Raw genomic sequence first — 18,647 nt, forward strand, 5'->3', positions numbered from 1 at the left:
ATTTTGAAAGAACAAAATATTGTGGATGATTAAAATGAGTGTAGGGTAAAAGGAAGATAGTAAAAAATGAGTGAAAAACAACAAATTCTCGATTATATAGAAACAAATAAATATAGTTATATCGAAATCAGTCATAGAATTCATGAACGTCCTGAACTTGGTAATGAAGAAATATTTGCGTCTCGAACTTTAATAGATCGTTTGAAAGAACATGATTTTGAAATTGAAACCGAGATTGCTGGACATGCAACTGGGTTTATAGCGACATATGATTCGGATCTTGACGGGCCAGCTATAGGTTTTTTAGCAGAATACGATGCTTTGCCAGGATTGGGTCATGCTTGTGGTCATAATATCATTGGAACTGCAAGTGTGCTTGGTGCAATTGGTTTGAAGCAAGTGATTGACCAAATTGGTGGTAAAGTAGTCGTTCTCGGATGTCCAGCTGAAGAAGGTGGGGAAAATGGTAGCGCTAAAGCTTCTTATGTCAAGGCTGGTGTGATTGATCAAATAGACATTGCCTTAATGATTCATCCGGGAAATGAAACTTATAAAACGATTGATACTTTGGCAGTGGATGTTTTAGATGTTAAATTTTACGGAAAAAGTGCTCATGCCTCTGAAAATGCAGATGAAGCGTTAAATGCATTAGACGCTATGATTAGTTATTTTAATGGTGTAGCACAACTACGACAACATATTAAAAAAGATCAACGTGTGCATGGTGTGATTTTAGATGGCGGGAAAGCAGCTAATATTATTCCAGACTATACACATGCTCGTTTTTATACTAGAGCAATGACGCGTAAAGAATTGGATATATTAACAGAAAAAGTAAATCAAATCGCACGTGGAGCTGCGATACAGACTGGTTGTGATTATGAATTTGGTCCAATTCAAAACGGTGTGAATGAATTCATTAAAACGCCGAAATTAGATGATTTATTTGCTAAATATGCTGAAGAAGTTGGTGAAGCAGTTATTGATGATGATTTTGGTTATGGCTCTACGGATACAGGGAACGTAAGTCATGTTGTGCCAACAATACATCCTCATATTAAAATAGGATCACGTAATTTAGTAGGACATACGCATAGATTTAGAGAAGCAGCTGCGAGTGTACATGGTGATGAAGCATTAATTAAAGGTGCTAAAATAATGGCGTTGATGGGGTTAGAGTTAATTACAAATCAAGACGTTTATCAAGACATTATTGAAGAGCATGCGCATTTGAAAGGGAATGGGAAGTAATGACAAATAATGGTAATGAGCCGAACTTAACGTTAAGTGATTTATATGACAAAGATGTTGTCTATACGTCAAGACCTTCGTATATATCGAATCCATGGTTGAAACCGGACGAACATCAATCTAATTTTTTAACTGGTAGGGAGTTATTAATAGCAAATCAATTACCTGTTATTGTTCACGAAGCTAGTGCGACAGACAAATTGCATCAGCTATTTCAAGTTATTGGTAAGGAAGTACCGAACTCAATTTATACATTTAACAATCAGCAATCTTACGAAAACTTGATTAAACAATTGGCACATAAGGAAAATAAAAAGATTTATTTTCAATATATTCATGATGAAACAATCTTGAATCAGCAATATTATGCATTAGATAAAACGTTATTTGTTGCTTTAAATAATAAAGCAAGAATACCTGAATGGACAAATGGGAAGTTTTTACCAAAAAGAAAAGTTGTAAAAATTGAGCAATTCGAAAACGAGATTAAGAATTGGGAATTCCCGTTTGTAATTAAGCCGGGAGATGATCTTCCGACAGCAGGTGGCTATGGCGTTATGATTTGTTATCATGATGCAGATTTACAAAAAGCGATAACGCGTATTAAACAGGCAACTGCTGAAACGAATTCGCTTATTATCGAACAGAAGATTGAAGAAAAAGCGAATTATTGCGTTCAGTTTGCATACTCGGAATCGCTAGGTATTCAATATCTTGGTGCGGCAACGCAATTAACGGATAAGTACGGATTTTATAACGGAAATGAAAATACTACTAATGTACCAGAGCACGTTATAGAAGCAGGTAGACAAATTATGGAAAACGGTGTGAATCAAGGATTCTTTGGTGTAGCTGGTTTTGACCTACTCGTCGATGAGGATGATAACGTTTATGCAATTGATTTAAACTTTAGACAAAATGGTTCAACGAGCATGTTATTACTTGCTAACGAGTTGAATTCAGGATATCAAAAGTTTTATAGTTATCATTCAAAAGGTGATAACACACATTTCTTCAATACGATTTTGAAATATGTCAAAGAAGGTAGTTTATACCCGTTATCTTATTATGATGGTGATTGGTACGGTGAAGATAAAGTTAAATCAAGGTTTGGCTGTATTTGGCATGGTGATTCAAAAGAAACAGTACTGGAGAATGAACGCGCATTTTTAGCTGAACTTGAACACTATTAGAGTTCGGAACATAAGGCGCTACAATGTTGTGTTGCCAGTAGTTGACTGAATATGCGTTTGTAACAAGCTTTTTTCGATTCTAGTCAACAGTAATTAAATTTATGATATGGCAATACTTTGTAATACTAATATTAAATGGCGACTTTTATTTCACTATGTTATAAGAGTTGCCATTTTGTTGATAAAGGTATACTAAAGGTTTTCGTTTTGAAATTTTTAGTAACTAGATATGTTTCGTGTTATAGACCGAATTTGTGTATACGTAAAATTTAATGCTATTGAATTTTTAAAATGAAAAACATGACATTAAATTGAATTCATAATATGTCTAATTGACTAACTTGTTGGAGTCATTTACTATTTTATGTATGACATATTTTAAAAAGTGAGGGTCAAGCATGTCTTATAAAGCATATCCATTCTTTAGAGATATATTAATAAATGAATGTATTTATTTCGCCTCTAAAAATAAAAAACTAGTACGCCTAAATTATAAAAGTGAAGCGTATGTAGGCGTTTGGACAGAAGAAAGTGTGGCCGTATCATTTTTAACAAGTCGTGATATTCCATTTGATAAAGTTGTAAAAATGGACGTTGATCGTTTTGCTACTTATGAATTAGATGAATTGTTTGATGAACAAGACCATATTATTATGAATCAAACAATGGAAGAAGAAGGGCATCTACTAAACGTTGTAGCTGTTACACAAGAAGTGATGACGGAATTAGATAAAATTAGAATCAAAGAATTTGTCCAAGATGTAGCGAAATATGATGAAGTATACGGCTTAACTAAAAAAGGTAGTAAGCAGTTTATTCTCATTAGTGAAAATGATAGCGACGAAAAAAAGCCGCATATTATGCCTGTATGGAGTATTAAAAACAGAGCGTTAAAAGTTCGAGATGAAGATTTTGAAGAGTGTGATTTAATTACGATTGAAGGTTCTGTTTTCGGAGAATGGCTAGATGAACTTAGAGATGATCATAAAGCCGTTGCGATAGATTTAAAAACTGGCGTGGTTGGTACAATTGTTTCAGCGCAAAAATTGTCTAATGAACTTACATTTTAACTGAATTGAGTTGTAATTAAGTGATAATAAATGGAACAATACGTATTCAAAACACTTAGACCATAAAATAAAAGGCCATTTATATAGCGTCTATTTAAAACAACGCGCATATAAATGGTCTTTTTCTATTTTCCTAAATATAATGCACCAATAGCACCTGAAAATGCGCCGTTTTCAACATAGTACGGTTTGCAACCGCGTAACACAGTGTAATCTTCCACAACTTTGCGTAATAAAGCGTTATTATGAAATGAAGAACCGATATAAACGATATTTTCAGTTTTAAATTCACGTGCAACAGTAATGGCCATTGTCGTAACAACTTCGCCAACGACACCAATAACGGCTGCTAATTTATTGCTAGGTGTAAAATCAGCATCTAAATGATGTAGTACATGACCAAAATTAGCTGCTGTTAAATCACCGGGAATGGGTGGTTCGGTATCTTTATAAATATGTCTAACCTTTAAATCGATAGTGTTACGATCACCGTGTTGTGCCATGTCAGTTAACTGTTTATAATCAGTGATTTGACTTAGTAAATAACCGAGTCCTTGAATCATGCCACCACCTGTACCGATACCGCCTACACGACGTTGTGATTGGCCGTCGAAATAATGTAGTGACGTACCGGTACCGACATTTGCAAAAATATAATCTGCTAAGTCATGGCCTTGCTCTTTTAACAAAATACCTAGTCCTTGAGATGCAGCATCAAACTCTACAAAAATTTGTGCAGGAATGTTGATGTTTTCAGCAATAACACCTGCATTACCTCCAGTTAAGCATAATTTTTCAATTTGCTGTTGGTTTAACCATTCCACAACTTGATCAATATTTTTAGTTAATTCAGTTTTAAAAGTACGTTGGTTATCTTGCTCTTGAACGATTTTAATTAGTGTACCGCCAGCGTCAATGCCAACTTTCATAAGATTCCCACCTCATTATTAATGTCTATCCTTAAATAATAGTATAGTAAAATGACTAAAAAACAAGTAATAATAGTAATTATTAACAAATTTGATGCCATTGTATTTCAACATTGTAAGCGTATCGCAATTAATGTATTACAAACGTAGACGTTAAGTTATATATATTATTTTCTAGGAATTTTGAAGTTGTATAGGATTGTTAGTTAGTGACGCAATATTAAAAGTAGTTCGTACGCAGTGTATTTGTAAGTCTCTGATTAAAATGATAAGTAATGAGGAATAGCACATTAATTTTGAAATTTAAAAAATATAAATAAGTAATTTATTTAACTTAGAGCAAATAATGGTATCGTAGTGAAATAATAGGTAAAATAATATGGGGATTCATGCTTCATATATAAAAAGATAGGGGTTAAATATATGGCTAAAGAACTTTGTTTTGAAGGTATCACTTTAAAAGCATTTGATGAACAATATCGTTCAGCAATTAATGATTTTGACTTGAATGAAAGACAACAAATATATTCATCTTTACCTAAAGAAGTTATTGATGATGCAATTAATGATGCTGATAGGATTGCTAACGTAGCAATAAACGATAAAAATGAAGTGGTGGGCTTTTTTGTATTACATCGTTACTATCAGCATGAAGGTTATGATACACCTGAAAATGTCGTTTATATTCGTTCATTATCGATTAATGAAAAATATCAAGGTTTTGGATATGGCACGAAAATAATGATGTCATTGCCGCAATATGTTCAAGGTGTATTTCCTGATTTTAATCATCTATATCTAGTAGTAGATGCGGAAAATGACAATGCTTGGAACCTATACGAACGTGCTGGATTCATGCATACAGCGACTAAAGAAGAAGGACCAATTGGCAAAGAACGACTATATTACTTGGACTTAGATTCAAAACATGTTTCGTCATTAAAGCTTGAAGAAGAAAGTCGTTCAGAAGTGACCAATGTACATATCATTAATTTAATGATTGATGGCCAAAAGGTTGGCTTTATCGCATTGGAGCAGATTGGTGAACGCATGAACATTGCTGCTATTGAAGTGGATAAATCATATCGCTTTAATGGTATTGGTTCAAGTGCGCTTCGACAATTGCCTACTTACTTAAGAAAAAACTATGACAACCTTAATGTGATTACGATGATTCTGTTTGGAGAGAATAATGATTTTAAACCATTATGTTTAAATAGTAATTTCGTTGAAATCGAACAAACTGATGATTATGTCGTTTTTGAAAAATATTTAAATTACTAACAGTGATTGCGAAATATGATATTGTCATTTATAATTTAGTTTTGTTACTATATATAAATGAATTCAGACGTATAAATTTAGATTATATCCTTCGAAAGGAAGTATTGGGCAATGAAAATTCAAGATTATACAAAACAAATGGTTGATGAAAAATCATTTATTGATATGGCTTATACATTATTGAATGATAAAGGCGAAACTATGAACTTATATGATATCATCGATGAGTTTAGAGCGTTAGGTGATTATGAGTACGAAGAAATTGAAAATCGCGTTGTACAATTTTACACAGATTTAAACACAGATGGTCGTTTTTTAAATGTTGGAGAAAATTTATGGGGATTACGTGATTGGTATTCGGTAGATGATATTGAAGAGAAAATCGCACCAACTATTCAAAAATTCGATATTCTGGATGCAGATGATGAAGAAGATCAAAACTTAAAATTATTGGGCGAAGATGAAATGGATGACGACGATGATATTCCAGCTCAAACAGATGATCAAGAAGAACTAAATGATCCAGAAGATGAGCAGGTTGAAGAAGAAATCAATCATTCGGATATAGTCATTGAAGAAGATGAAGATGAACTAGACGAAGATGAAGAAGTGTTTGAAGACGAAGAAGACTTCAACGATTAATTTTTTGTTTGACTTTTAGTTGAAAGATGATAAAATTTTATTCGGGCTCCTTTAAATAGGACACGTGTATAAAATTTATACGCTCCCCTTACAAAATTTGTGAGAGGGAGCGTTTTTTTATTTAATTGAGTAAATCAAGAAATGATAACGCAATAATCAAAGTTGTAAATGATATACATAGTGACATAGCAGTATGAAAACGGTAAGTAAACAGAATTTAATTTTGTCGAATTCGACAAATGAACAACTTGAATGAGCTTACTCAAATGTTATGTTTTACGTAATTTTTACAATTGATGAGGAAGCATTCCCTTTAATAATTAGGAGGTCAAGACATGACAAAATTTATTTTTGTAACAGGTGGCGTAGTTTCATCATTAGGGAAGGGTATTACAGCATCTTCTCTAGGTAGATTATTAAAAGATAGAGGTCTAAATGTAACAATTCAAAAATTCGATCCATACTTAAATGTTGACCCAGGTACAATGAGTCCTTATCAACATGGTGAAGTATTCGTAACGGATGATGGTGCAGAAACTGACCTAGACTTAGGACATTACGAAAGATTTATTGATATTAATTTAAACAAGTTTTCAAATGTAACAGCCGGTAAAGTGTATTCACACGTATTGAAAAAAGAACGTCGTGGTGATTACTTAGGCGGAACAGTTCAAGTTATTCCGCATATCACAAATGAAATTAAAGAACGTTTATTACTTGCAGGGGAAAGTACGAATGCAGACGTTGTTATCACTGAAATTGGCGGTACAACAGGTGATATTGAGTCATTACCGTTTATTGAAGCGATTCGTCAAATTCGTAGCGATTTAGGTAGAGAAAATGTTATGTATGTTCACTGTACATTACTGCCTTATATTAAAGCTGCTGGAGAAATGAAAACGAAGCCAACACAACATAGCGTTAAAGAATTACGAGGCTTAGGTATTCAACCAGACTTAATCGTTGTAAGAACTGAATATGAAATGACACAAGATTTAAAAGATAAAATTGCATTATTCTGTGACATTAATAAAGAAAGTGTTATTGAATGTCGTGATGCAGATTCTTTATACGAAATTCCGTTACAATTAAGCCAACAAAATATGGACGATATCGTTATTAAACGTTTACAATTAAACGCGAAATATGAAACACAGCTTGATGAATGGAAACAGTTGTTAGATATCGTTAATAATTTGGATGGTAAAATTACAATTGGTTTAGTTGGTAAGTATGTTAGCTTACAAGATGCATATTTATCTGTAGTTGAATCATTAAAACATGCCGGATATCCTTTCGCTAAAGATATTGATATTAGATGGATTGATTCAAGTGAAGTTACAGATGAAAATGCGGCCGAATACCTTGCAGATGTCGACGGTATTTTAGTACCAGGTGGATTTGGTTTCCGTGCAAGTGAAGGTAAAATTAGTGCAATTAAGTATGCTAGAGAAAACAATGTACCATTCTTTGGTATTTGTTTAGGAATGCAACTTGCAACAGTTGAATTTTCAAGAAACGTATTAGGCCTTGAAGGCGCACATTCAGCTGAATTAGACCCAGCAACACCATACCCAATTATAGATTTATTACCAGAACAAAAAGATATCGAAGATTTAGGTGGTACATTACGCTTAGGCTTATATCCATGTTCAATTAAAGAAGGCACATTGGCACAAGATGTTTACGGTAAAGCGGAAATTGAAGAAAGACATCGTCATCGTTATGAATTTAATAATGACTATAGAGAACAATTAGAAGCAAATGGTATGGTAATTTCTGGTACAAGTCCAGATGGACGTTTAGTAGAAATGGTAGAGATTCCGACAAATGATTTCTTTATTGCTTGTCAATTCCACCCAGAATTCTTATCTAGACCAAATCGTCCGCACCCGATTTTTAAATCATTCATTGAAGCTTCATTAAAATATCAACAAAATAAATAAATTTGCTAATAAAACCGGTACTTTCATTGTTAAACATTGAAAGTACCGGTTTTTCTTATAATTTTAATATTATGTTAGTGACAAGGTATTAAATAACAATAGTGACTTTTATAATTCTAAGTCTCTTGTCATTTCAATCATTTGTGTATAAATGTCATAGTATACATAATTCAATGCCATCGCATGTGGCTGGACAATCTTATCGTAATCTTCAGTATAGACTATAGGTCTTGGTGTAGATAAATCGATAAAATGTACGAGATGATCAGGGAAATCATCTGTTTTAGGTTTGTTGCTTATTAAGACCACATCGATATCTAAGGCGATAAGTTTTTGAATATCTAATGCAACTTGATCATTATAAAATGGTGCGAATAATAATACACGATCAGTTGAGTCAATTTCTTTAAAGTCTTTAATAGCGTCAAGTTTTCGGCTAGATTTTAAACGCTCATCACTATGTAGAATGAAACTTTCGAAAAACTGTAAATCATCATAACCTTTTACATAAACATAACCTTCGCCACCAATTGCTTGAATTAAACATTGGGCGGCCATTTGAATTTCTAAAGATTGTTTTTCTAGCCTATTAAAGATACCTATTAGTTGTGTGTTTAAGATTTTTGACATCTTTATCCTCCAATCTACTTATAAAATATTGTAATTAATGACTACATATTATGCAACGGCTTAAATTGTATAAAAATGTATACGTTTGCATTTAGTATAACTATCGCATTTTTCAAAAAATACACATTTAATCTGCAGTATTTCAATGCATTGACGCTATTTTTTTGATATAATTACTTTGAAAAATACGTGCGTAAGCACTCAAGGAGGAACTTTCATGCCTTTAGTTTCAATGAAAGAAATGTTAATTGATGCAAAAGAAAATGGTTATGCGGTAGGTCAATACAATATTAATAACCTAGAATTCACTCAAGCAATTTTAGAAGCGTCACAAGAAGAAAATGCACCTGTAATTTTAGGTGTTTCTGAAGGTGCTGCTCGTTACATGAGCGGTTTCTACACAATTGTTAAAATGGTTGAAGGGTTAATGCATGACTTAAACATCACTATTCCTGTAGCAATCCATTTAGACCATGGTTCAAGCTTTGAAAAATGTAAAGAAGCTATCGATGCTGGTTTCACATCAGTAATGATCGATGCTTCACACAGCCCATTCGAAGAAAACGTAGCAACAACTAAAAAAGTTGTTGAATACGCTCATGAAAAAGGTGTTTCTGTAGAAGCTGAATTAGGTACTGTTGGTGGACAAGAAGATGATGTTGTAGCAGACGGCATCATTTATGCTGATCCTAAAGAATGTCAAGAACTAGTTGAAAAAACTGGTATTGATGCATTAGCGCCAGCATTAGGTTCAGTTCATGGTCCATACAAAGGTGAACCAAAATTAGGATTTAAAGAAATGGAAGAAATCGGTTTATCTACAGGTTTACCATTAGTATTACACGGTGGTACTGGTATCCCGACTAAAGATATCCAAAAAGCAATTCCATTTGGTACAGCTAAAATTAACGTAAACACTGAAAACCAAATCGCTTCAGCAAAAGCAGTTCGTGACGTTTTAAATAACGACAAAGAAGTTTACGATCCTCGTAAATACTTAGGACCTGCACGTGAAGCTATCAAAGAAACAGTTAAAGGTAAAATTAAAGAGTTCGGTACTTCAAACCGCGCTAAATAATTAATATTTAGTCTTTAAGTTATTAATAACGTAGGGATATTAATTTTAAAAGAAGCAGACAAAATGGTGTTTGCTTCTTTTTTATGTTGTATAAGTAATAAATAAAACAGTTTGATTTTAAAATGAAAGCGTAAAAATGGTAAAATATATCAAAATTGATTGTGATATAATTATAAGGAAAATGAGCAATTTATGAAAAAAGTTTACGTGAAAACCGTAGAATTAAAACTAAATAATTGTCAAAACAACGTCAATATTTAGTTGAATAATCAGACTTTAGACCATGGTCAAGTGGGGAAGAACAGCATATATTAGTAAAGGTGAATGATTTGTTATTAATCAATCGAAAATAGAAAGACAAGATTTTAACGATTAAAATAAACTATTTTACAAATAAAGTAAAATTAATTTATAATGCTAATAATGCAAAAAATTAAAAAGTAATGGACAAAGGAGATAAATGATATGGCTCAAGAGGTAATAAAAATAAGAGGTGGACGCACACTAAATGGGGAAGTTAATATCAGTGGCGCGAAAAACAGTGCTGTAGCTATCATTCCTGCAACATTATTAGCTCAAGGACATGTGAAATTAGAAGGGTTACCGCAAATCTCTGATGTTAAAACTTTAGTGAGTTTATTAGAAGATTTAAATATTAAGGCATCACTAAATGGTACGGAATTAGAAGTTGATACAACTGAAATACAAAATGCTGCATTACCAAATAATAAAGTTGAATCATTACGTGCTTCATACTATATGATGGGTGCCATGTTAGGTAGATTTAAAAAATGTGTGATTGGTTTACCGGGAGGATGTCCACTTGGGCCACGTCCAATTGATCAACATATTAAAGGATTTAAAGCTTTAGGTGCTGAAATTGATGAATCAAGTACGACATCAATGAAAATCGAAGCTAAAGAGTTAAAAGGTGCACATATTTTTCTAGATATGGTTAGCGTAGGTGCAACAATTAACATTATGCTAGCTGCAGTTTATGCAACAGGACAAACTGTAATTGAAAATGCTGCTAAAGAACCGGAAGTAGTTGATGTTGCTAACTTCTTAACAAGTATGGGAGCTAATATTAAGGGAGCGGGTACATCAACAATTAAAATCAATGGTGTCAAAGAATTACATGGTTCTGAGTATCAAGTTATACCTGATAGAATTGAAGCAGGCACATATATGTGTATCGCTGCAGCATGTGGAGAAAATGTTATATTAAATAATATTGTTCCGAAACATGTAGAAACATTAACTGCTAAATTTAGTGAATTAGGTGTGAATGTTGATGTAAGAGACGAAAGAATTCGCATCAATAATAATGCGCCATATCGATTTGTTGATATTAAAACACTAGTATATCCAGGTTTTGCTACTGATTTGCAACAGCCTATTACACCATTATTATTTATGGCAAATGGTCCTTCATTTGTAACTGATACGATTTATCCGGAGCGTTTTAAACATGTTGAAGAATTAAAGCGCATGGGTGCAAATATTGAAGTTGACGAAGGCACAGCAACGATAAAACCATCAACATTACATGGTGCTGAAGTTTATGCTAGCGATTTAAGAGCAGGAGCTTGTTTAATTATTGCTGGTTTAATTGCTGAGGGTGTAACTACAATTTACAATGTTAAACATATTTATAGAGGTTATACAGATATTGTAGAACATTTAAAAGCTTTAGGTGCAGATATTTGGACGGAAACTGTATAGATTTATCTTGTTTTGTGGTATAATAATTATACTGATTAAAAAAGGGTGTTCGTTTACATTCTAAATTTATTGATGGGAGGTGAAGATGATGGAAGTATGTCCGTATCTCGAAGAAACTTTTAAAATACTTGGTAGAAGTTGGAATGGATTAATCATTAATTATCTCTCAAGATGTAATGACTGTTCAGCACACTTTTCCGATATGAAAAGAGATTTGAAAACAATAACACCACGTGCTTTAAGTCTTAAGTTGTCAGAGCTTGCACAATGGGAGTTAGTTGAGAAGCAAATCATTTCTACGAGTCCAGTACAAATTATTTATGTGCTAACTGAAAAAGGTAAAGCGTTAGCAGAGGCTTTACATCCAATTGAAGCATGGGCGCAATCATATGTCGATTTAACAGATCAACGTACTGCTAAATGATTACATGACGTTTAAACATAGCATTGATTATAACTATTTCTAAGTCTTCGCATTATTTGCGATGATGTGGGAATAGTTATTTTTATTTAAAAATATAAAAAATTAGATGCAGCAAAATTTTAAAGCATTTTATTTTGAACATATTAAAAGGGAGCGTATCATAATGGAATGTAATGTTTATATCGTATGCATTACGGATAAATAATATATAAATCATTCTTGAGGAGTGAAAGAATAATGAGAGACTACACAAAGCAATACATTAATGGCGAATGGGTAGAAAGTAATAGTAATGAAACGATAGAAGTTATAAATCCAGCAACCGAAGAAGTAATGGGGAAAGTTGCTAAAGGTAATAAAGCTGATGTTGATAAAGCCGTCGAGGCGGCAGACAATGTTTATTTAGAGTTCCGTCATACATCTGTGAAAGAAAGACAAGCGTTATTAGATAAAATTGTAAAAGAATATGAAAACAGAAAAGACGATATTGTACAAGCTATTACGGATGAGTTAGGTGCTCCTTTATCATTATCTGAGCGTGTCCATTATCAAATGGGACTAAACCATTTTGTTGCAGCGAGAGACGCATTAGATAATTACGAATTTGAAGAACGCCGCGGAGATGATTTAGTTGTTAAAGAAGCAATCGGTGTATCTGGCTTAATTACACCGTGGAACTTCCCTACAAACCAAACATCATTAAAATTAGCAGCAGCATTTGCGGCTGGTAGTCCAGTTGTACTTAAACCATCTGAAGAAACACCATTTGCAGCTGTTATTTTAGCTGAGATTTTTGATAAAGTCGGTGTTCCTAAAGGTGTATTTAACCTTGTTAATGGTGATGGTGCAGGCGTTGGGAATCCTTTATCTGAACATCCTAAAGTACGCATGATGTCATTTACAGGATCAGGCCCTACTGGTTCTAAAATTATGGAAAAAGCTGCTAAAGATTTTAAAAAGGTATCATTAGAGCTTGGTGGCAAATCACCATACATCGTCCTAGATGACGTAGATATTAAAGAAGCGGCTAAAGCAACAACAGGCAAAGTTGTTAATAATACTGGTCAAGTATGTACAGCTGGTACACGTGTTTTAGTGCCTAACAAAATTAAAGATGCATTCTTAGCTGAATTAAAAGAACAATTTAGCCAAGTGCGTGTCGGTAATCCAAGAGAAGATGGTACACAAGTAGGCCCTATCATTAGTAAAAAACAATTTGATCAAGTACAAAATTATATTAATAAAGGTATTGAAGAAGGTGCTGAATTATTTTATGGTGGTCCTGGTAAACCAGAAGGACTTGAAAAAGGATACTTTGCACGTCCGACAATTTTTATTAATGTAGATAATCAAATGACGATAGCACAAGAAGAAATTTTTGGGCCAGTAATGTCAGTTATCACTTATAACGATTTAGATGAAGCGATTCAAATTGCAAATGATACAAAATATGGTTTAGCAGGATATGTTATTGGTAAGGACAAAGAAACATTGCATAAAGTAGCTCGTTCTATTGAAGCAGGTACAGTAGAAATAAACGAAGCAGGTAGAAAGCCAGACTTACCATTTGGTGGCTATAAACAATCTGGTTTAGGTCGTGAATGGGGCGATTATGGTATTGAAGAGTTCTTAGAAGTGAAATCTATAGCTGGCTATTTTAAATAAATTTGATTTTTGAATTAAAAATCGCAATAAAACAGTGCACATGACTAATTAAGTTTTGTGTACTGTTTTAATTTTGCAATTTTTATAAATAGATTTTGTAATTAAAATAAAAATTTGCTATAGTTATTCATGTATTTAAAAGGTTGGGGATTAGCATAATGGGATTGTGCTAGCACAGTTATTTATGCATTGTCATGCCTATCTATTACTTACTAACTAAAAAATAATGAAATGGGTGTAAACTATATGCCTGAAAGAGAACGTACATCTCCTCAGTATGAATCATTCCACGAATTGTACAAGAACTATACTACCAAGGAACTCACTCAAAAAGCTAAAACTCTTAAGTTGACGAACTATAGTAAATTAAATAAAAAAGAACTTGTTCTAGCTATTATGGAAGCACAAATGGAAAAAGATGGTAACTATTATATGGAAGGTATCTTAGATGATATACAACCGGATGGTTATGGTTTTTTAAGAACAGTGAACTATTCTAAAGGGGAAAAAGATATTTATATATCTGCTAGCCAAATTCGTCGTTTTGAAATTAAACGTGGGGATAAAGTAACTGGGAAAGTTAGAAAACCTAAAGATAACGAAAAATATTATGGCTTATTACAAGTTGACTTTGTCAATGACCATAACGCAGAAGAAGTGAAGAAACGACCGCATTTCCAAGCTTTGACACCACTTTATCCAGATGAGCGTATTAAATTAGAGACAGAAACACAAAATTATTCAACGCGCATCATGGATTTAGTAACACCGATTGGTTTAGGTCAACGTGGTTTAATAGTGGCGCCACCTAAAGCAGGTAAAACATCGTTATTAAAAGAAATAGCGAATGCAATCAGTACGAACAAACCAGATGCAAAGCTATTTATTTTGTTAGTTGGCGAGCGTCCTGAAGAGGTAACGGATTTAGAACGCTCAGTAGAAGCTGCTGAAGTCGTTCATTCAACGTTTGACGAACCACCAGAACACCATGTTAAAGTAGCTGAATTATTACTTGAGCGTGCAAAGCGTTTAGTAGAAATTGGGGAAGATGTCATTATTTTAATGGATTCTATAACGAGATTAGCACGCGCTTATAACTTAGTTATTCCACCAAGTGGTCGCACATTATCAGGTGGTTTAGATCCTGCATCTTTACACAAACCAAAAGCATTCTTCGGTGCAGCGAGAAATATTGAAGCGGGTGGAAGTTTAACAATACTTGCAACTGCATTAGTTGATACGGGTTCACGTATGGACGATATGATTTACGAAGAATTTAAAGGAACAGGTAACATGGAGTTACATTTAGATCGTAAATTGTCTGAACGTCGTATCTTCCCTGCAATTGATATTGGCAGAAGTTCAACGCGTAAAGAAGAATTGTTGATAAGTAAATCTGAATTAGACACATTATGGCAATTAAGAAATCTATTCACTGACTCAACAGACTTTACTGAAAGATTTATTCGCAAACTTAAAAGGTCTAAGAATAATGAAGATTTCTTCAAGCAGCTACAAAAGTCTGCAGAAGAAAGTACTAAAACGGGTCGACCTATAATTTAATAAACATTATATAGGGGCTTGCGTTTTGAATTAATTACCTTTATAATTACACAGTATTGGGTAAAAACTCACAAATAACTCTGTTCCAGATGGTTCAGGGCAAAGGAGCTGAAAATAATGAAACAAGGAATTCATCCTGAGTATCACCAAGTAATCTTTTTAGATACTACTACAAACTTCAAATTCTTAAGCGGTTCTACAAAAACATCTTCAGAAATGATGGAGTGGGAAGATGGAAAAGAATACCCAGTTATTCGTTTAGATATTTCATCTGATTCACATCCATTCTACACTGGACGTCAAAAATTCGCTGCTGCGGATGGACGTGTGGAACGTTTCAACAAAAAGTTTGGTCTTAAATCAAACAACTAATATAGTAATCGTTAAGCTGTCTGCTTCCTATAATGGAATTGTAGACAGCTTTTTTATTTATAAGTGTAGTAAGGGTATTTACTTACGACTGTGTTCAAAGAAGTGACTCAATAACATGTTGTTAATACATAATGATAAATTTTCCCCTTTATTAAAGTTTGTATTGAGTAGAAACATCGCACGAATAAGAAGCAACAAAATAGAATGGCTGTATATAAATATGCAAGACAAATTTATAAAATAATTGTTCATGTACAATATCGATATAATTATGAAAAAGACATTTATGAATATTTGAAATATGATATAATAAAGCGATTATGTTTTGAAAAAGGTGGAACTCTCAATGTATGAAACTTACCATTCCGGTTGGATAGAATGTATTACAGGTAGTATGTTTAGCGGTAAATCCGAAGAACTTATAAGACGTTTAAGAAGGGGCATATACGCTAAACAAAAAGTCGTTGTATTTAAACCGGCGATTGATGATCGATATCATAAAGAAAAAGTGGTCTCTCATAATGGTAATGCCATTGAAGCGATTAATATTTCTAAAGCAAGTGAAATTATGACGCACGACTTAACTAATGTTGATGTTATAGGAATAGACGAAGTACAATTTTTTGACGATGAAATTGTAAGTATAGTAGAAAAACTATCAGCAGATGGACACCGTGTTATTGTTGCTGGATTAGATATGGATTTTAGGGGCGAACCGTTCGAACCAATGCCTAAATTGATGGCTGTCAGTGAACAAGTAACGAAACTTCAAGCAGTTTGTGCTGTTTGTGGTTCTTCATCTAGTAGAACGCAACGATTAATAAATGGTAAACCAGCTAAAATCGATGATCCGATTATCTTAGTAGGTGCCAATGAAAGTTATGAGCCACGTTGTCGCGCGCACCATATCGTAGCACCTAGTGATAATAATAAGGAGGAATTATAAGTGTTTGATCAATTAGATATTGTAGAAGAAAGATACGAACAGTTAAATGAACTGTTAAGTGACCCAGATGTTGTAAATGATTCAGATAAATTACGTAAATATTCTAAAGAGCAAGCTGATTTACAAAAAACTGTAGATGTTTATCGTAACTATAAAGCTAAAAAAGAAGAATTAGCTGATATTGAAGAAATGTTAAGTGAAACTGATGATAAAGAAGAAGTAGAAATGTTAAAAGAGGAAAGTAGTGGTATTAAAGCTGAACTTCCAAATCTTGAAGAAGAGCTTAAAATATTATTGATTCCTAAAGATCCTAATGATGACAAAGACGTTATTGTAGAAATAAGAGCAGCAGCTGGTGGTGATGAGGCTGCGATTTTTGCTGGTGATTTAATGCGCATGTATTCAAAGTATGCAGAATCACAAGGATTCAAAACTGAAATAGTAGAAGCGTCTGAAAGTGACCATGGTGGTTACAAAGAAATTAGTTTCTCAGTTTCTGGTAATGGCGCGTATAGTAAATTGAAATTTGAAAATGGTGCGCACCGCGTTCAACGTGTGCCTGAAACAGAATCAGGTGGACGTATTCATACTTCAACAGCTACAGTGGCAGTTTTACCAGAAGTTGAAGATGTAGAAATTGAAATTAGAAATGAAGATTTAAAAATCGATACGTATCGTTCAAGTGGTGCAGGTGGTCAGCACGTAAACACAACTGACTCTGCAGTACGTATTACCCATTTACCAACTGGTGTCATTGCAACATCTTCTGAGAAGTCTCAAATTCAAAACCGTGAAAAAGCAATGAAAGTGTTAAAAGCACGTTTATACGATATGAAAGTTCAAGAAGAACAACAAAAGTATGCGTCACAACGTAAATCAGCAGTCGGTACTGGTGATCGTTCAGAACGTATTCGAACTTATAATTATCCACAAAGCCGTGTAACAGACCACCGTATAGGTCTAACGCTTCAAAAATTAGGGCAAATTATGGAAGGCCATTTAGAAGAAATTATAGATGCACTGACTTTATCAGAGCAGACAGATAAATTGAAAGAACTTAATAATGGTGAATTATAAAGAAAAGTTAGATGAAGCAATTCATTTAACACAACAAAAAGGGTTTGAACAAACACGAGCTGAATGGTTAATGTTAGATGTATTTCAATGGACGCGTACGGACTTTGTAGTCCACATGCATGATGATATGCCGAAAGCGATGATTATGAAGTTCGACTTAGCCTTACAACGTATGTTATTAGGAGAGCCTATACAGTATATAGTTGGCTTTGCCTCATTTTATGGTAGAACGTTTGATGTAAACTCAAATTGTTTGATACCAAGACCTGAAACTGAAGAAGTAATGTTGCATTTCTTACAACAGTTAGAAGATGATGCAACAATCGTAGATATCGGAACGGGTAGTGGTGTACTTGCAATTACTTTGAAATGTGAAAAGCCGGATTTAAATGTTATTGCTACTGATATTTCACTTGAAGCAATGAATATGGCTCGTAATAATGCTGAGAAGCATCAATCACAAATACAGTTTTTAACAGGGGATGCATTAAAGCCCTTAATTAAAGAAGGTATCAAGTTGAACGGCTTGATATCTAATCCACCTTATATAGATGAAAAAGATATGGTTACGATGTCTCCAACGGTTACGAGATTCGAACCACATCAGGCATTGTTTGCAGATAACCATGGATATGCTATTTATGAATCAATCATTGAAGATTTACCTCACGTTATGGAAAAAGGCAGCCCAGTTGTTTTTGAAATTGGTTACAATCAAGGTGAGGCACTTAAATCAATAATTTTAAATAAATTTCCTGACAAAAAAATCGACATTATTAAAGATATAAATGGCCACGATCGAATCGTCTCATTTAAATGGTAATTAAAAGTTATGCCTTTGCTATGATTAGT

The 18,647-nt window shown here is 33.5% G+C and carries 17 protein-coding genes; 15 read left to right on the plus strand and 2 right to left on the minus strand.

What is annotated here, in order from left to right; translation table 11 throughout:
* Positions 1 to 66: 66 nt before the first annotated feature.
* The 3 genes from NST10_RS12875 to NST10_RS12885 all read left to right on the plus strand — a co-directional run bounded on the left by NST10_RS12875 (position 67) and on the right by NST10_RS12885 (position 3,514).
* Complete coding sequence (locus NST10_RS12875) at positions 67 to 1,251, plus strand: M20 family metallopeptidase (protein WP_001291490.1); 1,185 nt, start codon at positions 67 to 69, stop codon at positions 1,249 to 1,251.
* Positions 1,251 to 2,444: a hypothetical protein gene (locus tag NST10_RS12880; RefSeq protein ID WP_000183722.1), complete on the plus strand. Its 1,194-nt coding sequence runs from the start codon at positions 1,251 to 1,253 to the stop codon at positions 2,442 to 2,444. The genes NST10_RS12875 and NST10_RS12880 overlap by 1 nt, the downstream gene beginning before the upstream one ends.
* Positions 2,445 to 2,842: 398 nt before the next feature.
* Positions 2,843 to 3,514: a DUF2750 domain-containing protein gene (locus tag NST10_RS12885; RefSeq protein WP_000120549.1), complete on the plus strand. Its 672-nt coding sequence runs from the start codon at positions 2,843 to 2,845 to the stop codon at positions 3,512 to 3,514.
* A gap of 125 nt (positions 3,515 to 3,639) precedes the next feature.
* Here the strand turns inward: NST10_RS12885 and coaW are convergent, their stop codons facing one another.
* A complete protein-coding gene (gene coaW / locus NST10_RS12890; protein ID WP_000862728.1) occupies positions 3,640 to 4,443 on the minus strand; it encodes a type II pantothenate kinase in 804 nt (267 codons plus the stop codon).
* A gap of 423 nt (positions 4,444 to 4,866) precedes the next feature.
* On the opposite strand from coaW, the gene NST10_RS12895 reads away from it, so the two are divergent.
* The 3 genes from NST10_RS12895 to NST10_RS12905 all read left to right on the plus strand — a co-directional run bounded on the left by NST10_RS12895 (position 4,867) and on the right by NST10_RS12905 (position 8,315).
* Positions 4,867 to 5,727, plus strand: a complete 861-nt coding sequence (locus NST10_RS12895) for a GNAT family N-acetyltransferase (protein WP_001040736.1) — start codon at positions 4,867 to 4,869, stop codon at positions 5,725 to 5,727.
* 111 nt (positions 5,728 to 5,838) lie between these two features.
* On the plus strand, positions 5,839 to 6,369 hold the full coding sequence (gene rpoE / locus NST10_RS12900; protein WP_000701483.1) for a DNA-directed RNA polymerase subunit delta: 531 nt from the start codon (positions 5,839 to 5,841) through the stop codon (positions 6,367 to 6,369).
* A 335-nt stretch (positions 6,370 to 6,704) separates the two neighbouring features.
* Complete coding sequence (locus NST10_RS12905) at positions 6,705 to 8,315, plus strand: CTP synthase (protein WP_000159960.1); 1,611 nt, start codon at positions 6,705 to 6,707, stop codon at positions 8,313 to 8,315.
* Positions 8,316 to 8,423: 108 nt separating this feature from the next.
* Here NST10_RS12905 and NST10_RS12910 read toward each other — a convergent pair whose 3' ends face one another.
* Complete coding sequence (locus NST10_RS12910) at positions 8,424 to 8,945, minus strand: DUF2529 domain-containing protein (RefSeq protein WP_000035000.1); 522 nt, start codon at positions 8,943 to 8,945, stop codon at positions 8,424 to 8,426.
* A gap of 217 nt (positions 8,946 to 9,162) precedes the next feature.
* On the opposite strand from NST10_RS12910, the gene fdaB reads away from it, so the two are divergent.
* From fdaB to prmC, 9 genes are all read left to right on the plus strand, one after another.
* A complete protein-coding gene (fdaB, locus tag NST10_RS12915) occupies positions 9,163 to 10,023 on the plus strand; it encodes a class IIb fructose-bisphosphate aldolase FdaB (RefSeq protein ID WP_001131841.1) in 861 nt (286 codons plus the stop codon).
* Between the two features lie 465 nt (positions 10,024 to 10,488).
* Positions 10,489 to 11,748, plus strand: coding sequence for a UDP-N-acetylglucosamine 1-carboxyvinyltransferase (locus NST10_RS12920; RefSeq protein WP_000046606.1), 1,260 nt, complete (start codon positions 10,489 to 10,491; stop codon positions 11,746 to 11,748).
* Between the two features lie 88 nt (positions 11,749 to 11,836).
* A complete protein-coding gene (locus tag NST10_RS12925; protein ID WP_000451438.1) occupies positions 11,837 to 12,172 on the plus strand; it encodes a helix-turn-helix domain-containing protein in 336 nt (111 codons plus the stop codon).
* Between the two features lie 237 nt (positions 12,173 to 12,409).
* Positions 12,410 to 13,837, plus strand: a complete 1,428-nt coding sequence (locus NST10_RS12930) for an aldehyde dehydrogenase family protein (RefSeq protein WP_303661679.1) — start codon at positions 12,410 to 12,412, stop codon at positions 13,835 to 13,837.
* Between the two features lie 246 nt (positions 13,838 to 14,083).
* Positions 14,084 to 15,400, plus strand: coding sequence for a transcription termination factor Rho (gene rho, locus NST10_RS12935; protein ID WP_001115101.1), 1,317 nt, complete (start codon positions 14,084 to 14,086; stop codon positions 15,398 to 15,400).
* 117 nt (positions 15,401 to 15,517) lie between these two features.
* Positions 15,518 to 15,772 carry a type B 50S ribosomal protein L31 gene (locus tag NST10_RS12940; RefSeq protein ID WP_000808968.1) on the plus strand — a complete coding sequence of 85 codons (255 nt, stop codon included), beginning with the start codon at positions 15,518 to 15,520 and terminating at the stop codon, positions 15,770 to 15,772.
* Positions 15,773 to 16,118: 346 nt separating this feature from the next.
* A complete protein-coding gene (locus NST10_RS12945; protein WP_000273356.1) occupies positions 16,119 to 16,718 on the plus strand; it encodes a thymidine kinase in 600 nt (199 codons plus the stop codon).
* Positions 16,719 to 17,795, plus strand: a complete 1,077-nt coding sequence (prfA, locus tag NST10_RS12950; RefSeq protein ID WP_000460244.1) for a peptide chain release factor 1 — start codon at positions 16,719 to 16,721, stop codon at positions 17,793 to 17,795.
* Positions 17,782 to 18,618 (plus strand): peptide chain release factor N(5)-glutamine methyltransferase, encoded by an 837-nt coding sequence (prmC, locus tag NST10_RS12955; protein WP_000248730.1) that lies wholly within the window; start codon positions 17,782 to 17,784, stop codon positions 18,616 to 18,618. The genes prfA and prmC overlap by 14 nt, the downstream gene beginning before the upstream one ends.
* The last annotated feature ends 29 nt before the right edge of the window (positions 18,619 to 18,647 follow it).

The sequence above is a fragment of the Staphylococcus sp. FSL W8-0305 genome (assembly GCF_037966415.1).
Taxonomy (GTDB): domain Bacteria; phylum Bacillota; class Bacilli; order Staphylococcales; family Staphylococcaceae; genus Staphylococcus; species Staphylococcus aureus.

Bases quoted from the DNA above. Each gene is read 5' to 3' on its own strand.
- NST10_RS12930 (WP_303661679.1), top strand. From the start codon at position 12,410: ATGAGAGACTACACAAAGCAATACATTAATGGCGAATGGGTAGAAAGT.
- NST10_RS12910 (WP_000035000.1), bottom strand. From the start codon at position 8,945: ATGTCAAAAATCTTAAACACACAACTAATAGGTATCTTTAATAGGCTA.
- NST10_RS12945 (WP_000273356.1), top strand. From the start codon at position 16,119: ATGTATGAAACTTACCATTCCGGTTGGATAGAATGTATTACAGGTAGT.
- NST10_RS12880 (WP_000183722.1), top strand. From the start codon at position 1,251: ATGACAAATAATGGTAATGAGCCGAACTTAACGTTAAGTGATTTATAT.
- rpoE (WP_000701483.1), top strand. From the start codon at position 5,839: ATGAAAATTCAAGATTATACAAAACAAATGGTTGATGAAAAATCATTT.
- NST10_RS12885 (WP_000120549.1), top strand. From the start codon at position 2,843: ATGTCTTATAAAGCATATCCATTCTTTAGAGATATATTAATAAATGAA.
- NST10_RS12925 (WP_000451438.1), top strand. From the start codon at position 11,837: ATGGAAGTATGTCCGTATCTCGAAGAAACTTTTAAAATACTTGGTAGA.
- NST10_RS12920 (WP_000046606.1), top strand. From the start codon at position 10,489: ATGGCTCAAGAGGTAATAAAAATAAGAGGTGGACGCACACTAAATGGG.
- prmC (WP_000248730.1), top strand. From the start codon at position 17,782: ATGGTGAATTATAAAGAAAAGTTAGATGAAGCAATTCATTTAACACAA.
- NST10_RS12905 (WP_000159960.1), top strand. From the start codon at position 6,705: ATGACAAAATTTATTTTTGTAACAGGTGGCGTAGTTTCATCATTAGGG.
- NST10_RS12875 (WP_001291490.1), top strand. From the start codon at position 67: ATGAGTGAAAAACAACAAATTCTCGATTATATAGAAACAAATAAATAT.
- NST10_RS12940 (WP_000808968.1), top strand. From the start codon at position 15,518: ATGAAACAAGGAATTCATCCTGAGTATCACCAAGTAATCTTTTTAGAT.
- coaW (WP_000862728.1), bottom strand. From the start codon at position 4,443: ATGAAAGTTGGCATTGACGCTGGCGGTACACTAATTAAAATCGTTCAA.
- fdaB (WP_001131841.1), top strand. From the start codon at position 9,163: ATGCCTTTAGTTTCAATGAAAGAAATGTTAATTGATGCAAAAGAAAAT.
- NST10_RS12895 (WP_001040736.1), top strand. From the start codon at position 4,867: ATGGCTAAAGAACTTTGTTTTGAAGGTATCACTTTAAAAGCATTTGAT.
- rho (WP_001115101.1), top strand. From the start codon at position 14,084: ATGCCTGAAAGAGAACGTACATCTCCTCAGTATGAATCATTCCACGAA.